Annotated in this window: 17 protein-coding genes; 11 read left to right on the top strand and 6 right to left on the bottom strand. The window is 63.6% G+C overall.

Annotated features, from left to right (window positions below):
- Positions 1-16: 16 nt before the first annotated feature.
- The 10 genes from Q1J79_RS08630 (at position 17) to Q1J79_RS08675 (ending at position 12295) form a co-directional block, all read left to right on the top strand.
- Positions 17-1810: an acyl-CoA dehydrogenase C-terminal domain-containing protein gene (locus Q1J79_RS08630; protein ID WP_300299254.1), complete on the top strand. Its 1794-nt coding sequence runs from the start codon at positions 17-19 to the stop codon at positions 1808-1810.
- A 37-nt stretch (positions 1811-1847) separates the two neighbouring features.
- Entirely contained in the window at positions 1848-3026 is a 1179-nt protein-coding gene (locus Q1J79_RS08635; RefSeq protein ID WP_300299256.1) for an acyl-CoA dehydrogenase family protein, read from the top strand.
- 43 nt (positions 3027-3069) lie between these two features.
- Entirely contained in the window at positions 3070-4278 is a 1209-nt protein-coding gene (locus Q1J79_RS08640; protein WP_300299258.1) for an acetyl-CoA C-acetyltransferase, read from the top strand.
- Positions 4279-4312: 34 nt separating this feature from the next.
- A complete protein-coding gene (locus Q1J79_RS08645; protein WP_300299260.1) occupies positions 4313-6442 on the top strand; it encodes a 3-hydroxyacyl-CoA dehydrogenase NAD-binding domain-containing protein in 2130 nt (709 codons plus the stop codon).
- Between the two features lie 281 nt (positions 6443-6723).
- Complete coding sequence (locus tag Q1J79_RS08650) at positions 6724-7875, top strand: TRAP transporter substrate-binding protein (RefSeq protein WP_300299262.1); 1152 nt, start codon at positions 6724-6726, stop codon at positions 7873-7875.
- A gap of 111 nt (positions 7876-7986) precedes the next feature.
- Positions 7987-8586 (top strand): TRAP transporter small permease subunit, encoded by a 600-nt coding sequence (locus Q1J79_RS08655; RefSeq protein WP_300299264.1) that lies wholly within the window; start codon positions 7987-7989, stop codon positions 8584-8586.
- 2 nt (positions 8587-8588) lie between these two features.
- The gene (locus tag Q1J79_RS08660) at positions 8589-9944 is read left to right on the top strand and encodes a TRAP transporter large permease subunit (RefSeq protein WP_300299266.1); all 1356 of its coding nucleotides are present in this window, start codon (positions 8589-8591) and stop codon (positions 9942-9944) included.
- A 22-nt stretch (positions 9945-9966) separates the two neighbouring features.
- Positions 9967-11301 carry an amidase gene (locus Q1J79_RS08665; protein WP_300299268.1) on the top strand — a complete coding sequence of 445 codons (1335 nt, stop codon included), beginning with the start codon at positions 9967-9969 and terminating at the stop codon, positions 11299-11301.
- A 17-nt stretch (positions 11302-11318) separates the two neighbouring features.
- Entirely contained in the window at positions 11319-11501 is a 183-nt protein-coding gene (locus tag Q1J79_RS08670) for a hypothetical protein (protein ID WP_300299270.1), read from the top strand.
- A gap of 14 nt (positions 11502-11515) precedes the next feature.
- Complete coding sequence (locus tag Q1J79_RS08675) at positions 11516-12295, top strand: class II aldolase/adducin family protein (RefSeq protein WP_300299272.1); 780 nt, start codon at positions 11516-11518, stop codon at positions 12293-12295.
- Here Q1J79_RS08675 and Q1J79_RS08680 read toward each other — a convergent pair.
- Positions 12283-13428, bottom strand: coding sequence for an aminotransferase class V-fold PLP-dependent enzyme (locus Q1J79_RS08680; protein ID WP_300299274.1), 1146 nt, complete (start codon positions 13426-13428; stop codon positions 12283-12285). The genes Q1J79_RS08675 and Q1J79_RS08680 overlap by 13 nt on opposite strands.
- A 76-nt stretch (positions 13429-13504) precedes the next feature.
- Between Q1J79_RS08680 and kynA the strand changes: the two genes are divergently transcribed.
- A complete protein-coding gene (gene kynA / locus Q1J79_RS08685; RefSeq protein ID WP_300299276.1) occupies positions 13505-14323 on the top strand; it encodes a tryptophan 2,3-dioxygenase in 819 nt (272 codons plus the stop codon).
- Between the two features lie 7 nt (positions 14324-14330).
- On the opposite strand, the gene Q1J79_RS08690 is transcribed toward kynA, so the two are convergent.
- From Q1J79_RS08690 to Q1J79_RS08710, 5 genes are all read right to left on the bottom strand, one after another.
- Positions 14331-15269 (bottom strand): AEC family transporter, encoded by a 939-nt coding sequence (locus Q1J79_RS08690; protein ID WP_300299278.1) that lies wholly within the window; start codon positions 15267-15269, stop codon positions 14331-14333.
- Positions 15270-15294: 25 nt separating this feature from the next.
- Positions 15295-16659, bottom strand: a complete 1365-nt coding sequence (locus Q1J79_RS08695; protein ID WP_300299280.1) for a thioesterase family protein — start codon at positions 16657-16659, stop codon at positions 15295-15297.
- A gap of 67 nt (positions 16660-16726) precedes the next feature.
- Positions 16727-17380: a TetR/AcrR family transcriptional regulator gene (locus Q1J79_RS08700; RefSeq protein ID WP_300299282.1), complete on the bottom strand. Its 654-nt coding sequence runs from the start codon at positions 17378-17380 to the stop codon at positions 16727-16729.
- The gene (locus Q1J79_RS08705) at positions 17370-18221 is read right to left on the bottom strand and encodes a crotonase/enoyl-CoA hydratase family protein (RefSeq protein ID WP_300299284.1); all 852 of its coding nucleotides are present in this window, start codon (positions 18219-18221) and stop codon (positions 17370-17372) included. The genes Q1J79_RS08700 and Q1J79_RS08705 overlap by 11 nt, the downstream gene beginning before the upstream one ends.
- Positions 18222-18277: 56 nt before the next feature.
- The coding region (locus Q1J79_RS08710) for a GNAT family N-acetyltransferase (RefSeq protein ID WP_300299286.1) at positions 18278-18519 on the bottom strand (242 nt) is incomplete at its 5' end.

An 18519-nucleotide genomic window follows, 5' to 3' on the forward strand; every position in this document is an offset into this window, starting at 1 on the left:
TCAGGGAGACACAGTCATGCCGAGCTATACCGCCCCGATCAGGGACTTCCAGTTCGTGCTGCACGATGTGCTGCAGATCGAGAAACTGAGCAACCAGCTGGGCTTCACCGATGCCTCGCGCGACGTCATCGACGCCGTGCTGGAAGAAGGTGGCAAGTTCATGAGCGAGGTGACCGCCCCGCTCAACCAGGTTGGCGACCAGGAAGGCTGCAAGTGGGATAACGGCGTGGTGACCACGCCGACCGGCTTCAAGGAAGCCTACCAGCAGTATTGCGAGGCCGGCTGGGGCGGCCTGACCGCGGAAGAGAAATACGGTGGCCAGGGCCTGCCGCACGTGATCGGCATCGCCATGGCGGAAATCCAGTCTTCCGCCAACATGGCGTTTGCCATGTATCCCGGCCTGACCCATGGCGCCTACGAGGCCCTGCTGCGGCACGGCTCGGAAGAGCAGAAGGACATGTATCTGCCGAACATGGCGTCGGGCAAATGGACCGGCACCATGAACCTGACCGAGCCGCATTGCGGCACCGATCTGGGCCTGATGCGCACCAAGGCGGAGCCGCAGGCCGATGGCAGCTACCTGATCACCGGCACCAAGATCTTCATCTCGGCCGGCGAGCATGACCTGGCCGAGAACATCATCCATCTGGTGCTGGCCAAGATTCCCGGCGGCCCGGAAGGCATCAAGGGCGTCAGCCTCTTTGTCGTGCCGAAATTCCTGGTCAACCCGGATGGCAGCCTGGGCGCGCGTAATGGCGTGTCCTGTGGTTCGATCGAGCACAAGATGGGCATCCATGGCAACTCGACCTGCGTGCTGAACTACGATGCCGCCAAGGGCTGGCTGGTTGGCCAGAAGCACAAGGGCATGCAGGCGATGTTCGTGATGATGAACGCCGCCCGCCTCGGCGTCGGCGTGCAGGGCCTGTCCCAGGCCGAGGTGGCCTACCAGAACGCGCTGACCTATGCCAATGACCGCCTGCAGGGTCGTGCGATTACGGGGACGAAAGCGCCAGATAAACCCGCCGATCCGATCATCGTGCATCCCGACATCCGGCGCATGCTGCTGACCATCAAGGCCTTCGTCGAGGGCAGCCGCGCGCTGGCTTTGTGGACCGGCATCGAGCTGGATGTCGCCGCCAAGCACCCCGAGCCGGAGAAGCGCCAGGAGGCCGAAGACCTGGTCGCCTTCCTCACCCCGATGGTGAAGGCCTACATGACCGACTACGGCTACCAGTGCGCCACCATGGCCCAGCAGGTCTATGGCGGCCACGGCTACATCGCCGAATGGGGCATGGAGCAGTTCGTGCGCGATGCCCGCATCGCCATGATCTATGAAGGTGCCAACGGCATCCAGGCGCTCGACCTGGTCGGCCGCAAGCTGCCGACTGGCATCGGCCGGCTGGCACGGCGGTTCTTCCATCCGGTCTCGGTCTTCATCGAGGAAAAGATGATGGACCCGGCGATCGGCAAGGATTACGTAATGCCGCTGGCCAAGGCCTTCGCCCGCCTGCAGACCGCCACCGCGCTGATCAGCGAACGTGGCCTGAAGAACCCGGACGAAGCCGGCGCCGCCTCGTGGGATTACCTGAACATGTTCGCGCTGGTCGCGCTGGGCTTCATGTGGGCCCGCATGGCCGAGGTGGCCAAGCAGAAGTTGGCCGAGGGTGTGGGCGACAAGGATTTCTACGAGACCAAGCTGGTCACCGCTCGCTTCTTCATGGAGCGCATGCTGCCCGACACGGCGGCGCAACTGGCCAAGATCCAGGCCGGCTCTGAGAGCACCATGATGCTGAAGGCCGCCAATTTCTGATCATCAAGGCCATGCCACTCCTCAGAAGAAGGAGGGCATGGCAAGTCCAGGAGAGGAAACGAAGAGAATGACCGAATACGGCATCCCGCGCAGCATCTACACCGAAGACCACCAGATGTTCCGCGAGGCGGCGCGCAAGTTCTTCGAGCGCGAAGTCGTGCCTCACCATGCCAAATGGGAAGAAGACGGCCTCGTGCCGCGCGAGGTGTGGCGCAAGGCCGGCGAGAACGGTTTCCTCTGCGCCACCATGCCGGAGCAGTATGGCGGCTCGAGCGTCGACCGCCTTTATTCGGCCATCCTGATGGAAGAGCAGGCCTATACCGGCTGCACCGGCCCGGGCTTCTCGCTGCATTCCGACATCGTCGCGCCCTACATCCTCGCCTATGGCTCGGAAGAGCAGAAAAAGAAATGGCTGCCCAAAATGGCCTCCGGCGAGGTGATCGGCGCCATTGCCATGACCGAGCCGAGCGGCGGCTCCGACCTGCAGGCGGTGAAGACCACCGCCATCAAGGACGGCAACGAATACGTCATCAACGGCCAGAAGACCTTCATCACCAATGGCCAGAATGCCGACCTGGTGATCGTGGTGACCAAGACCGACCCCAAGCAGGGCGCCAAGGGCACCAGTTTGTTCCTGGTCGAGGCTGGCCGCGAGGGCTTCACCAAGGGCCGCAATCTCGAAAAGCTCGGCATGAAGGCGCAGGACACCTCCGAGCTGTTCTTCGCCGATGTGCGCGTACCGCCCGAGAACATGCTGGGCGGCGAAGGCCAGGGCTTCTTCTACCTGATGCAGGAACTGGCCTGGGAACGCCTGCAGATCGCGATCATGGCCGTGGCCGGCTGCGAGGCCGCGCTGAAATGGACGGTGGACTACACCCGCGAACGCAAGGCCTTCGGCAAAAGCGTGCTGGATTTCCAGAACACCAAATTCGAGCTGGCCGAGATGAAGACCGAGACGCAGATCGCCCGGGTCTTCGTCGACAAATGCATCGAGATGGTGGCCCAGCACAAGCTGGACGTCGCCACCGCCGCGATGGCGAAATACTGGTGCAGCGACCTGCAGTGCAAGATCCTCGATCGCTGCCTGCAGCTGTTCGGCGGCTATGGTTTCATGTGGGAATATCCGATCACCCGTGCCTATGCCGATGCCCGCGTCCAGCGCATCTATGGCGGCACCAACGAGATCATGAAGGAACTGATCAGCCGCACCCTGTAAATCCGGGACCCGGCGCAACCGCGCTACACTAGGGAGAGAAAAAATGACCGAAGCCTTCGTTTACGACGCCGTGCGCACGCCGCGCGGCAAGGGCCGTTCCAGCGGCGCCCTGCATGAAGTCACCCCGATGCGCCTGGCCACCACCGTGCTGGAAGCGGTGCGCGACCGCAACGAGCTGGATACCAGCCTGGTCGATGACGTGGTGCTGGGCTGCGTGGCGCCGGTAGGCGAGCAGGGTGCCGATATCGCCCGCGTCGCGGTGATCCAGGCGAATTACGCCGAGACCGTTGCCGGCGTGCAGATCAACCGCTTCTGCGCCTCGGGGCTGGAGGCCTGCAACATGGCCGCGGCCAAGGTGCTGTCCGGCCAGGCAGAGATGGCGATCGGCGGCGGCGTCGAGAGCATGAGCCGCATCCCGATGGGCTCCGACGGCGGCGCCTGGGCGACCGACCCGGCGGTAGCGATGCCGACCTATTTCGTGCCGCAGGGCATCTCGGCCGACCTGATCGCCACCAAATACGGCATGAGCCGCGCCGACGTGGACTCGTATGCGGTGGAAAGCCAGAAGCGCGCCAAGCGCTCCTGGGATGAAGGCCGCTTCAAGAAATCGATCATCCCGGTCAAGGATATCAACGGCCTGACCGTGCTGGATCGCGACGAGCATCTGCGGCCGGAAACTACCATGCAGAGCCTGGCCGCCCTAGAGCCCTCGTTCGGCGTGATGGGTGAGCAGTTCGGTTTCGACTCGGTTGCGATGCAGCGTTATCCCGATGTGGAGCGGATCGAGCATATGCACCATGCCGGCAATTCCTCCGGCATCGTCGACGGCGCCGCCGCCGTGCTGATCGGCAATGCCGAAGGCGGCCGCAAGGCCGGCCTGAAGCCGCGCGCCCGCATTCGCGCCTTCACCTCGGTCGGCTCGGAACCCACCATCATGCTGACCGGCCCCAGCTTCGCCGCCGAGAAGGCGCTGAAGCTGGCCGGCATGAAGCCCTCCGATATCGACCTTTATGAACTGAACGAGGCTTTTGCCTCGGTGGTGCTGCGCTTCATGCAGGTACTGAACGTGCCGCATGACAAGATCAACGTGAATGGCGGCGCCATCGCAATGGGCCATCCGCTGGGCGCCACCGGGGCGATGATCCTGGGCACCATGGTCGATGAGCTGGAGCGCAGCGACAAGAACACCGCGCTGGTCACGCTCTGCGTCGGCGCCGGCATGGGCATCGCCACCATCATCGAACGCGTCTGATCGCGGCCATAACAAAAGATTCAAGGGTAGGACAATGATCGACTACAGCATCGACGGCGACGGCATCGCCGCCATCGTCTGGAACATGGCCGACCGGCCGATGAACGTGATGAACGGCGACAGCCTCGCCGCCTTCCGCGAGGCCGTCTACAAGGCCATCCAGGACAAGGCCGTGAAAGGCGTGATCGTCACCTCGGCGAAGAACGACTTCGTCGCCGGCGCCGACCTGGTGAACCTGCTGAAGGAAAGCCTGGACGCCGCCAAGGCCCTGCAGAACTCCTTCGCCCTGCAGAAGCTGTTCCGCGACATCGAAAAGGCCGGCAAGCCTTTCGTGGCCGCCATCAACGGCACGGCTTTGGGCGGCGGTTATGAAATCTGCCTCGCCTGCCATCGCCGCATCGCCGCCGACAATCCCAAGGCTTTGATCGGCCTGCCGGAAGCCAGCATCGGCCTGCTGCCCGGTGCCGGCGGCACCCAGCGGCTGCCGCGCATGATCGGCGTGTCCAAGGCCCTGCCGATGATCCTGGAAAGCAAGAAGGTCGATCCCAAGGCCGCGCTGGCCCTTGGCATGGTCGACGAGCTGGTGGCGCCAGGTGAGCTGCTGATCCGCGCCAAGGCCTGGCTGCTCAATGAGGGCCAGACCGGCCATGTGAAGCCCTGGGACCAGAAAGGCTTCCGCGTGCCGGAAGCCGCCAACACGCCGAAGGGCGCGCAGGTCTTCACTGCCGGCAACGGCATGCTGCGCGCCAAGACCATGGGCAACTACCCGAACGCGCAATACATCATGTCCTGCGTCTACGAGGGCATGCTGGTCGATATTGATACCGGCCTGAAGATCGAAAGCCGCTATTTCGTCGCCTGCACCCAGTCGAAGGAAGCGCGCAACATGATCCGCTCGCTGTTCTTCTCAATCGGCGAAGCCAACAAGCTGGCCAACCGCCCCAAGAACGTGCCGACCCAGGCCTACACAAAGGTGGGCGTCCTGGGCGCCGGCATGATGGGCGCCGGCATTGCCTATGCAGCGTCGTCTGCCGGGCTGAATGTCGTGCTGCTGGACTCCACCCAGGAAGCCGCCGAGAAAGGCAAGGCCTATACCGCCGGCCTGCTCGACAAGCGGGTGAAGGCGAAGAAGACCAGCGAAGCCGACAAGGAAAAGCAGCTGGGCCTGATCAAGGCCACGACGTCTTACGACGACCTCAAGGGCTGCGACCTAGTGATCGAGGCCGTGTTCGAGGATCGCGCCATCAAGGCCGAGGTGACGAAGAAGGCCGAGGCTCAGCTGGAGCCGACCGCCATCTTTGCCTCCAACACCTCGACCCTGCCGATTACCGGCCTGGCCGAAGCCAGCAGCCGCCCGGCCAATTTCATCGGCCTGCATTTCTTCTCGCCCGTCGACAAGATGCCGCTGGTGGAGATCATCCGCGGCAAGCAGACCTCGGATGAGACGCTGGCGCGGGCCATGGACTTCGTGAAGAAGATACGCAAGACGCCGATCGTGGTGAACGACTCACGCGGTTTCTATACCAGCCGCGTCTTCGCGACCTACGTGACCGAAGGCCTGACCATGCTGGCCGAGGGCGTGGCCCCGGCAGTGATCGAGAATGCCGGCAAGATGGCCGGCATGCCGGTCGGTCCGCTGGCGCTGGCCGATGAAGTGTCGCTGGAGCTGATGCACCGCGTGCGCAGCCAGACCAGGAAGGACCTGGGTGACGCCTACAAATCGGATGGTTCAGAGCCGGTGCTCCAGGCCATGGTCGAAAAGCTGGGTCGCATCGGCAAGAAGGCCGGCAAGGGCTTCTATGACTATCCGGCCGACGGCAGGAAGAAGCTGTGGGCTGATCTGGGCAAACATTTCCCGGTCAAGGCCGAACAGCCCGACGTGCAGGACGTGATCAAGCGGCTGGTCTACATCCAGTCGGTCGAAACCGCCCGTTGCCTGGAGGAAAAGGTGATCATCGACGTGCGCGATGCCGATGTCGGCTCGATCATGGGCTGGGGCTTTCCGCCCTTCCGGGGCGGCACGGTCAGCAACATCGACAGCGTGGGCGTGAAGCCCTTCGTGGCCGAATGCGACCAGCTGGCGCAGAAATTCGGTGCCCGCTTCACGCCACCCAGGCTGCTGCGCGACATGGCCGATCAGGGCAAAAGCTTCTACGCCGCCTGATTACAAACCTGCATGCGATGTCAAAGGGCCGGGGTTTCCCGGCCCTTTTTCGTTGTCTGCCACCGCATATTGCGCTGCAAAATTGGTTCAGATTGGTAGCATCACATTGTGGCATTGACCCATTACACGTCGCGACCTAGGCTGACCTAAATAAAGAAGACGTTGCCTCCCATCGTACCGAATTTGCCGCCGCCTGCCTGAGCCGGTCAGCCGACCGACAGGCAGGATAACGGCGGTGCGATTGTCGCGTGAAAAGATCGACAACGAATGGGAGGAACGATATGACCAATCAAACCCTTAGCAATCCCGAAACCGGCGCGGCCAAGTCCACGCGCCGCAAATTCCTCAAGGCCGGCGGTATCGCTGCCGGCGCAGCCGTCGGCACCATCGCCATGCCGAATGTGTCACGGGCCCAGACCGTGACCCTGAAGATGCAGACGTCCTGGACCGCATCCGACATCTTCCAGGAGATGGCGGCCGATTACTGCACCCGCGTGAACGAGATGGCTGGCGGCCGCCTGAAGGTCGATCTGCTGGTCGGCGGCGCGGTGGTGCATCCCTTCAGCGTGCAGGATGCCGTGCATACCGGCGTGCTGGATTCGGCGCATACCGTGCCCGTCTACTGGTACGGCAAGCACAAGGCAGCATCGCTGTTCGGCTCCGGCCCGGTTTTCGGCTTCAATGCCGAGCAGGGGCTGGGCTGGATCTATCGCGGCGGCGGCAAGGAGCTGTTCAATGAGCTGCTGACCGACATCCTCAAGCTCAACATCGTCAGCTTCTTCGCCACGCCGATGCCGACCCAGCCGCTTGGCTGGTTCAAGAAGCCGGTCAAGAGCATGGCCGACATGAAAGGCCTGAAATACCGCACGGTGGGCCTGGCGGCTGACCTGATGCAAGCCATGGGCCTGGCCGTCGCGCAGTTGCCCGGTGGCGAAATCGTGCCCGCCATGGAACGCGGCGTGATCGACGCGTTCGAGTTCAACAACCCGACCTCCGATCGTCGCTTCGGCGCCCAGAACGTGGCGAAAAACTACATGCTCGGCAGCTATCACCAGGCGACCGAGTATTTCGAGATCATGTTCAACAAACAGAAGTTTGCCGGCCTGCCGAAAGAGCATCAGGCAATCCTGCAATACGCCGCCGAGGCCGCATCCTCGGCGAATTACTGGAAGGCCATGGATCAATACTCCAGGGACCTGCAGGAACTGAAGGACAAGGACAAGGTCAACGTCATCCGCACGCCGAAGGATGTGTTCGAGGCGCAGATCAAGGCCTGGGACGGCCTGATCGAGGCTCTGGGCAAGGATGCCTACATGAAGAAGGTGATGGAGTCACAGAAGGCCTGGGTCAAGCGGGTGGTCTATTACGAAACCCTGAACTCGGCCGATTACGTCACCGCCTACGAGCATCATTTCGGCAAGATGCAGGGCTGACCGGAAAAGTCCGGCCCGAGCCGGATTTCTATCCCGTGGGCGGCGCCGCAAGACGCCGCCCACTTCTCACTGCAAGTAGACGCTGCCTTCGGGTGACTGATAATGACACGCATGCTGCTCTTCATCGACTTGCTCAGTTCCTGGGTCGGAAAATGCTTCGGCTGGCTGATCCTCGTGCTGACATTCGGCGTCAGCTATGAGGTTTTCATGCGCTACCTGCTGGGCGCGCCGACCACCTGGGCCTTCGATATCAGCTATATCACCTATGGTGCGCTGTTCCTGATGGCCGGCGCCTACACCCTATCGCGCAATGGCCACGTGCGCGCCGACGTGATCTACCGCCTGTGGCCGCCACGGGTGCAGGCCATTGTCGACCTCATCCTCTACATCATCTTCTTTTTTCCCGCCGTGATCGCCTTCATCTGGGCGGGCTGGAACTTCGCCAGGATGTCATGGATGTTCAAGGAGCTGAGCATCTTCAGCCCGGCCGGCATCCCAGTCTTTCCGCTGAAAGGCCTGATCCCGCTTACCGGCGTTCTGCTGTTTCTGCAGGGGATCGCCGACATCATCCGCTGCATCGTCTGCATCCGCGACGGCGCCTGGCCGCAACGCCTGCATGACGTGGAGGAAATGGAGACGGCGATCCTCGCCGAGCAGCAATACCAGAAAGAACATGCCGGCGAAAACGCCGCCTCGGGCAAGGGGGCCTGACCATGACCGACCCGCAGGTCGCTATTCTGATGCTTTCGCTGTTCATCGTCATCGTGATGCTCGGCTTCCCGATCGCATTCACGCTGATGGCGATGGGCGTGATGTTCGGCTACTACGCCTATGCCGGACCAACCCAGCTCGACAATATTTTCGACAACCGGGTTTTCAGCCTGTTGATCCAGAAAACCTTCGAAGTGACGTCAAGCGACGTGCTTACCGCCGTACCGTTATTCCTGTTCATGGGATACGTGGTCGAAAGATCGAACATTCTTGACCGCCTGTTCCATTCGGTGCAGGTGGCGATGCGCAACATTCCCGGAGCGCTGGCCGTCGCGACCCTGATCACCTGCGCCCTGTTCGCCACTGCCACCGGCATCGTTGGCGCCGTGGTGACGCTGATGGGCCTGCTCGCCTTCCCGGCCATGCTGAAGGCGCGCTACAACACCGGCCTGTCGGCCGGCGTGGTCTGCGCCGGCGGCACGCTGGGCATCCTGATCCCGCCCTCGATCCTGCTGATCGTCTACGCCGCCACCGCCGGCGTATCGGCGGTGAAACTCTATGCCGCCGCACTGTTCCCGGGCTTCATGCTGGCCGGTCTTTACATCGTCTACGTCATCGGCGTGGCCGTGGTGAAACCGGACTGGGCGCCGAAACTGCCCAAGGATCAGACCGATGTGCCGTTCAGCCGGGTGATCTGGGCGCTGCTGACCTCGTTCTTCCCGCTGGCGATTCTGATCCTTGCCGTGCTGGGCGCCATCCTGTTCGGCCTCGCCACGCCGTCAGAAGCCGCCGGCATCGGCGCCCTGGGCAGCCTGGTCCTGGCCGCGGCCTATCGCCAGCTCACCTTCGAGCGCGTGAAGGAAGCGGTTTTCCTCACCGCCCGCACCACGGCGATGGTCTGCTACCTGTTTATCGGATCATGGACATTCTCGTCGGTCTTCTCCTATCTGGGCGGTCATTCGGTGGTCGAGCATTTCATCCTTGGCCTTGACATGTCGCCAGTGGAATTCCTGATCCTGACCCAGGTCATCATCTTCCTGCTGGGCTGGCCGCTGGAATGGAGCGAGATCATCATCATCTTCGTGCCGATTTTCCTGCCGCTGCTGAAGACATTCGAGATCGATCCGATCTTCTTTGGCATCCTGGTGGCGCTGAACATCCAGACCTCGTTCAACACGCCGCCGATGGCGATGGCGGCCTATTACCTGAAAGGCGTCTCACCGCCACATGTGAAACTGACACAGATATTCGCCGGTGCCCTGCCCTTCGTGTTCATGGTCTTCCTGTCGATGGTCATCGTCTACATCTTCCCGGGCATCGTTCTGTGGCTGCCGGACTATCTCTACTCGCCGCGGTGAAGGAGCCACTTTGGATACAGTCATGAAAAGCGATGCCCTGGAATGGATCTCGGCGCGTGATGCGGCGGCGGCGATCGCCGATGGCCGCATCACCTCACGCGAGCTGACCGAGGCCTGCCTGGCGAGTATCGAGCGGCAGGAAGATACCGTCGGCGCCTGGGCATTTCTCGACCGTGACCTGGCACTGCTGCAGGCCGACATGGCCGATGACGCCCACCGCGCCGGCAGGCCGCATGGCCCGCTGCACGGCGTCCCGGTCGGGGTGAAGGATATTTTCGACACCCACGACATGCCGACCGGCGACGGCTCTCCGCTGCATGCCGGCCGCACGCCACGCCGCGATGCCGCCGCGGTGGCGTTGTTGCGCCAGGCTGGCGCCGTGATCCTCGGCAAGACGGTGACCACCGAATTTGCCGTCTATCATCCCGGCAAAACCGCCAATCCACTTGACCCGGCCCGCACGCCCGGTGGCTCCTCCAGCGGTTCGGCTGCCGCCGTGGCCGCCGGCATGGTGCCGCTGGCCATCGGCAGCCAGACCAACGGCTCGGTGATCCGCCCCGCGTCATTCTGCGGCGTGGTCGGCTACAAGCCCAGCTTCGGCCTGATCCCGCGCACCGGCGCGCTGCGCCTGTCACGCGCGCTCGACCATGTCGGGGTTTTTGCCCGTTCGGTCGAAGACGCGGCGCTGATCGCCGAATGCATGATCGGCTTTGATCCCGAGGATGCGGCGACGCGCCCGCAGCGCATGCCACTGCGTCAAACCGCGGTCAGCACCCCGCCGGTAACGCCCCGGCTGGCTTTTGTGCCCTCGCCGCTGTGGGACCAGGCCGGCGAGGATACCCACGCGGGATTTGCCGAACTGGTCGAGGCATTAGGCGAAACGATTGAGCGGTTCGACCTGCCGTCGGCCTTCGGCAATGCCATCGCCTGGCACAAGACGCTGATGGAAACCGATCTGGCCGTCAATCTCAGCCGCGAATACGAACAATCTCCCGAGCAGATCAGCCCCGTGCTGCGCGAGATGATCGCCCGCGGCCGCAGCGGCCATTCCAGTTTCGACTATGCCCGCGCCATCGAGGCGATTGAGGCCCTGAACGCCGCGCTGGAAGACGCCTTCTTCGCCTATGACGCCTTCGTCACGCCGGCCGCGCCGGGCGTTGCCCCGCTTGGCCTGCAGGCGACCGGCAGCCCTGCCTTCTGCACGTTATGGACCTTCTGCGGCCTGCCGGCAGTCACCATCCCTCTGCTGCAGGGCGAGGGTGGCATGCCGATCGGCGTTCAGCTGGTCGGGCCACGCGGCAGCGACGCCAGGCTGCTGCGTACCGCCAACTGGCTGCAGAATTTCGACTTCACCTGACCGGACGGGAGACCGCGATGTTCAAATCCAACCTGCTCGCCGGACTGATCGGCATCGCGCTGATGTGCGCGTTCCTCGGCATCATGATCGCCTGGGTCAAGGCGCTGCCGCTGATCATCATCTGGGTCGGCGTCATGCTTATGATGATCTACGATTTCATCAAGACCATGCGCGAGATTCACCGCAATTCCAGCAACTGATCCAGAGAGTAGCCATGCCCCCGCCCGCCACGTCGCTCAAGGCTGTCCCCGATATCCGCGCAACCGTATCGGCCGAGGAATGGCAGATCCGCGTCGACCTGGCCGCCGCCTATCGCCTGGTGGCGCATTATGGCTGGGACGACCTGATCTTTACCCATATCTCCGCCCGCGTGCCGGGGCCGCAGGAGCATTTCCTGATCAATCCCTATGGCTGGATGTTCCACGAGATCACGGCATCCTCGCTGGTGAAGGTGGATCTGGAGGGCAACATCGTCTCGCCCACCGACAACATCATTAATCCCGCCGGCTTCACCATCCATTCCGCCGTGCATGCGGCGCGCCACGACGTGGGCTGTGTGCTGCACCTGCATACCGGCGACGGTATCGCGGTTTCGGCCATGGCCGAGGGCCTGCTGCCGCTGAGCCAGACCGCCATGGTGGCCCTGAGCAACCTGAGCTACCACGAGTTCGAGGGCATCGCGCTGAACCTGGACGAGCGTGAGCGTCTGGTGGCCGATCTGGGCATGAACAACCTGATGATCCTGCGCAACCACGGCACGCTGGCCTGCGGCAAGACCGTGGCCCAGGCCTTCCTCAACATCCACGTGCTGGAACGGGCCTGCCAGGCCCAGGTGCGCGCCCTGGCCGGCGGCCGGCCGATGCACACGCCGCCGGCGCATGTGCAGGAGGTGGTGAAGGCCCAGGTGCGCGGCATGAAGATCGATGTCAGCGGCCTGGCCTGGGCCGGGCTGCTGCGTTTGCTGGATGCGAAGGATCCCGGCTACAGGCTCTGAAGCCGCCGCAGCAGCTCATCCACATCGGCCTGCGTCTGGTGCAGGCCGAAGCCAAAGCGCAGGCGACGGCCGCGCAGGTCGGTGACGACCTTTGCCTCGGTCAGCCGGCGATGCATCGCCTCGGCATCATCCAGGTCGAAGGTGAGGAAATTGCCGCGCGCCGGGTTGGTGATCGGCACCACCAGCCACTCGGACGGCAGGAGCCGGGGCAGGCCGGCGACAAATCGCCCCTGCAGGGCCTGGGCATGATCATGGATCATCGCCACCGTGATGCCCTGCCCCTGCAGCCAATTCTGCACGGCATTGAAGCGATACAGCCCCGAGGCATCGAAGGTGGCGCCCATGAAACGCCAGCCGTTTTCCGCATAGGCCACGCGGGCGTCATCGGGCTTGCTCAGCGCGCCGAAGGCGGCATACCAGCCGGTATCGCGCGGCCGTGCGCCCCAACCCGGCGGGCAATGCATGAAACATACACCCTCGCCCGCCATGGCGTATTTGTAGCCGCCAGCCAGATAGAAGGCCCGCGCCTCGAATGCCGACCAGTCGACCGGTCGCGCCATGAAGGCGTGGTAGCCATCCACCGCCAGCAATGCATCGCCGGCAGCCGCCACGATCTCATCCAGCGCCGTCACGGCGAAACCGGAATTGAAGAACACCTGACTGAGATAGATCAGGTCGAATCCGGCGCGGGCCGCTTCCGCGAACCGCGCCGCGAAGCTGTCGAACGGCTCAGCAGCCACGCGCTGCACCTGCGCCAGGCCGTCTTCCTCCAAGCGGGCGATCTGGCGCGTGAAGGAATGGAACTCGCTGTTGCTGGTCAGCACCCGCACCGGCCGCTCCGCCGGGCAGCAGGACAGCAGCCGCATCAGCAACTCGTGGGTGTTCGGCGCAAAGACGACACTCGTTGGATCGCTTAAATTGAGGTGCCAGGCGACATGCCCCTGCGCTGCGGGCAGCACCGCGCCCAGGATATGCTCCCATTTGCCGTCGATCAGGCGGGCGGCATCGTCCCAGGCCTGTTGGTGGGCGTCGCGACTGACATCAGGCCAGGGATGATGGCTGTGGGCGGCGAAATGCAGGCGTTGCGGGTCGCTGCTTAAGAAACGGCTGAAATGGGATTTCAGGTCGAGCAAGGCAGGTATCCCGCTTTTCGCCCTTTCCGTGCCGGGCATGATATTTTAAGCTTAAAATTATTTGCGGAGCAAGCCCATGACCACCGACAGCATCCAGACCGATTTCTCCGACCGGATGAGCTATGGCGACTACCTGAAGCTCGACACCCTGCTGGCGGCCCAGCAGCCGCTTTCGGCCGAGCATGACGAATTGCTGTTCATCGTCATCCACCAGGTGCAGGAATTATGGATGAAACTGCTCAATCGCGAGCTGGATTCCGCGATTGACCATATCCGCGCCGACGAACTGGGCCCCTCGTTCAAATGCCTCTCCCGCGTTTCGCGCGTGCAGATGCAACTGATCCAGGCCTGGGACGTGCTCGCCACCATGACGCCGGCGGATTACCTGCGTTTCCGCCCGGTGCTGGGCTCGTCTTCCGGCTTCCAGTCCTGGCAATATCGCCTGATCGAATTCAAGCTCGGCGCCAAGAACGCGCTGATGCTCAAACCCCACCGCCACCGCGCCGACATCTTCGCCCGCCTGCAGGCCGCTTTTGATGCCCCCAGCATTTACGACGAAGCCCTGCGCCTGATGGCGCGCCGCGGCCTGGCCGTGCCGGCCGATGTGCTGAACCGCGACGTGACCAAACCGCATGAGGCCGATCCGCGCATCGAGGCGTTGTGGCAGATCGTCTACCGCGAATCCGAAACCCATTTCGATCTCTACGAGATGGCCGAGGAGCTGGTCGATGTCGAGGACAGCTTCCAGCAATGGCGCTTCCGCCACATGAAGACGGTAGAGCGCATCATCGGCATGCGGCCCGGCACCGGCGGCAGCGCCGGCGTGGCCTATCTGCGCCAGGCGCTGGAACGCAGCTTCTTCCCCGAGCTGTGGTCGGTGCGCACGAAACTCTGATCCGGCCTCAATAGGCCGTAAACAGCACCATGAAAGCCGACACGGTGATCGTGGCGATCATCGTCGTCACCAGGATGGTGCTGGAGGTGCGCTGCACGTAGGTATTCGTGGCGGTGGCGAGGATATAAACATTCGCCGCCGTCGGCATGGAGGCCTGGATCACCGCCACGGCGGTGAGGAACGGATCGAGCTTCAGCACATAGGCCGCCAGCATCCAGACCAGCAGCGGATGGATCGCCAGCTTGCCGATGGCGGTGAGCGTCACCTGTTCCAGCCCCTCCGAGATCGGCCGGCCGACCAGCGTGAGGCCCAGCGCGAACAGCGCGCAAGGCGCCGAGGCATCCGACAGCAGCTTGAGCAGCGCATACAGCGGCACCGGCAAATGCCAGCCGATCAGGCCCCAGATCAGGCCGGCAAAGGTGGAGAGGATCAGCGGATTGCGGCTCATACCGATCGCCACCTTGCGGAAGATCGCACCCAGCGAGGCATGGCCGCCCGCGCTGCCCTCGATGATCGCGGTCGTGATCGGGATCAGCAGGATATGGTCGAACACGATCACCAGCACGGCCGGCAGCACGGCGGCATCGCCGAACAGCGTGACCAGAATGGGCAGGCCCATGAAGCCGACATTGCCGAAGGATGCGCCCATGCCCTGCACGGCGCGCTCGCCCCACTTCATCGGAAACAGCAAGCGGCTCAGGCCCACCACCAGGCCATAGGCCATCAACCCGCCGCCGGTATAGGCGGCAACGAATTTCGGGTCGAAAGCCTCGAAGACCGGGGCTTCCGACATCTTGAGGAACAGCATTGCCGGCAGGGCGAACCAGATCACGAAGGCATTCAGGCCCAGATAAGCCTGGGCGGTGATCAGTTTTGTATAGCCGGCGGCATAGCCGGTGAAGATCAGGCCGAAAAACGGCAGCGAGACGTTGAGCAGGGTTTCCATGCCGCGCCGCCCTTCCCTCGTTCGCCTATTCCACCGGCTGCGGCGTCACCAGCCGCGTGGAAAACGACTGCCGCACATGATCGGGCATCACGATGGACTTGCGGGCCTTCAGGTCGAACAGCACGGCGATGATCTCGGCACGCGCCAGCGGCTGGCGCGTGTTGCTGTCGAGCAGGAAATGGCAGAAGCGCCAGGTCTTTTCCCGCAGCTCAAGCATGCCGGTGCGGGTGTAATAGGCATCACCGACATGTAGCGGCTGGAAATAGTCGATAGTGTAATCCAGCGCGGCAGAGCCCAGGCCCTGCTGGCGCATCTGCTCGGCGGTCATGTCGCCGCCAGCCAGCATGTTGCCGGCCGCCTCCGAGAAACGCGCGATATAGAATCGCGTCGCCATGCGGCCGGTCTCTTCCGCTTCCCACTTGTCCACCGAACCACGGCAGGTCTCGAACATGCCTTCCACCGGAGCGGATGGCGGCGGCAGGCTGCCGGTCGGGCCGGGCGGCGGCGGCGCCACAAGCTGCGCGGCCAGTTTCCCGGCCGCCTGTTTCACATCGGCCGGCAGGGCAAACGCGCCGCTGCCATCCAGCGCGTCGAGGATCACGGTCGCTTCGCAGGTGGCCGACAATGTGCCGGTCTCGTCCTCGTAGAGCTCGTGATACAGATGCAGGCGGTCGGCTTCCACGGCACGGATACCGCTGCGCAGGCGCAGCACCGCACCCTCGTGGTTTTCGCGCTTGAACTGGATGCGATGCTTCAGCGGCCGCACCGCCACCCTGTCGGTGCGGCGGCGCGTCGGACCATAACCAAGCGCCAGCAGCACCTGCTTCTCGGCTTCGGCGAAACGCGCGAGATAGAACTGTACGTTCAGATGCCCCATGTGATCGCATTCCCAGGGCTGCACCGGCGCGCGGCCGCTGGGCACGAAACCCTGTTCTGCCGGCGGCAGGGCCACCGCGCCGGCCGGCTCCTCGCCGCTGACCCGCAGCGTTTCAAAACCAGCCTGGATATCGGCCGGCAGCGGCACGGATTTGCGCTGCTCCAGGTCGAAGCACAAGCCGAGCACATCGGCCTGCATGCAAAGCGCACCGCTTTCGGCATTGTACAGCCGATGCTGAAACCGGATCTTGCGCCCTTCGGCCGAGCGCACGCCGCTTTCCACCCGGATCATGTCGCCGGCATGCAACTCGCTCAGGTATTTCATCTCGGCATTCACCGCGACGATGCCCAGCTTGTGCTCAAGAAAAGCCTTCTGCCCGAAGCCCGCCGCCAGCATCGCGCTGGCTGCCGCGTCGCTGACGCGGGCGGTATAGAACTGCACGTTCATGTGGCCATACTGGTCGCATTCCGTGGCGGCGACGGAGCCGCGGTAGGTCTCGACAAAACTGCTCACGGGAAACTCTCTCGGGTCGGGCTATGTTTTTTATGCCGGGCCATGTTCGCCCGTCAGGGGCCGCTATTCAAGCACCGGAACGCAGCCGGCGGGCCAGGCTTTCCACGGCCCGGCGCACCACGGCCTCGCCGTCATCGCCCAGCACCTTCAGGCGGCCGGTGACCTCCAGCATAAGCGCGCCGGTGATGGCGGCCGCCAGTGACACCGTCTCGGCCTTCAGCGCCTCAGGCGGCAACGGCGCCAGCCGGCGGATGCCGTCGCCCATCACGGTGTAGCACTGGATCAGACGGCCGTTCAGCAGGCGATCCAGTTCGGGATTGAGGCCCATGGGCTTCAGACCCTGGGACAGGTATAGGCCGAGATGGAGGTCGTCGGGCCGGTCGCGGTAGAAGCCGTAGAAGGCCAGCGCGGCGGCCAGCAGGTGATCCTCGGCCGAGGCTTTCGCCACAGCCTCGCGCAGGTGCTTCAGCAGGTCGGCCAGCGAGCCGGCCAGCATGTCGGCATAGAGCGCTTCCTTGCCGGGATAATGCAGATACACCGTGCCGACAGCCACGCCGGCCTCAGCCGCGATGGCGCGCAGGGTGGCGCCATCCAGCCCGTCACGGGCAAAAATGGCGCGCGCGGCCTGCAGGATGGCGTCGCGCTTGAATGCCTTCACCGCGCCGCGGCGCTTTTGCTTCGCGGCAGCGGTGTCGGCATTGGCGGTCGTCTCAGCGGGCATTCTTCCAGGCCAGCGGGTCGCCGCCGTCGCGTTCCTTCACGGCGGCCTTGAAGCCGATCTGTTCGCAGCGCGCCTTGAACGCCACGCCCTCGGGTGAATGCCGCGTGATGCCATCGAACAGTGTCGCCAGCGTCTGGGTCGAGTTCAGGCCCATATTGTCATAGGCCTGATTGACCATCATTTTCTGCATCATCAGCTGGTTCTTCGGCACGCTGGCGATGCGCGCCAGCAGAGCCTCCACATGGGCATCCAGATCGGCTTCCGGCACGGCGTCGATCACCAGGCCGTATTCCTTGGCCGTTTTGCCGTCGATCAGGTCGCCAGTCAGCAGCATGCGTTTGGCTTTCTCGGCCCCTAAGCGATAGACCCACATCGCCGTGGTAGGGCAGCCCCAGATGCGTGCCGGCGGATAGCCGATCCTGGCGTCTTCCGCCATCACCACCAGGTCGCAGCACAGGGCGATGTCGCTGCCGCCGGCCACGGCAAAGCCGCGCACCTTGGCCACCACGGGTTTGAGCGAGCGCCAGAGGCTGAAATAGCAATCGGTGGCGTGCCGCATCCACTGGTAATCCACCAGCGGGTCCCAGGGCATGTCCTGGCTACCCTTCACCGGGCGCGGCGCCTCGGCATATTCCTTGAGATCATAGCCCGAGCAGAAGGCTCGCCCCGCGCCGGTCAGCGCGATCACATGCACATCGTCATCCCGGTTGGCGCGCTCCACGGCGGCTCGTAGCAGGTCGGGCGTCTCTTCATGGATGGCGTTCAGGTGTTCGGGCCGGTTCAGGGTGATGCGGGCGATGCGGCCGTCGCGATCGTACAAAACGATGGGTTCTGTCGTCATGGCTTCCTCCGGCTTATGAAGGAAACCGTATCATCGTTCATAAAAATGAACAATGTTCATAATTTCAGTTCACGGTAGCGCACATCCGGCATGGGATTGTCATAATATGGCGGAATATCGCGAAATTCCAATGCATCATAAATCCGGTTGGCCGCCACCATGCGGCGCAGGGTATCCAGCCGCATCAGCCGATAGCCCAGCCGCCGGGCCTCCGCGATCACCGCATCGGCCAGCAGGCGGCCAAGATTGTGGCCTCGGCCAGCCGGGTCGACATACAGCCGCTTCATTTCGCAGATAC

Source organism: Ferrovibrio sp. (assembly GCF_029255545.1).
In the GTDB taxonomy this organism is placed as follows: Bacteria; Pseudomonadota; Alphaproteobacteria; order Ferrovibrionales; family Ferrovibrionaceae; genus Ferrovibrio.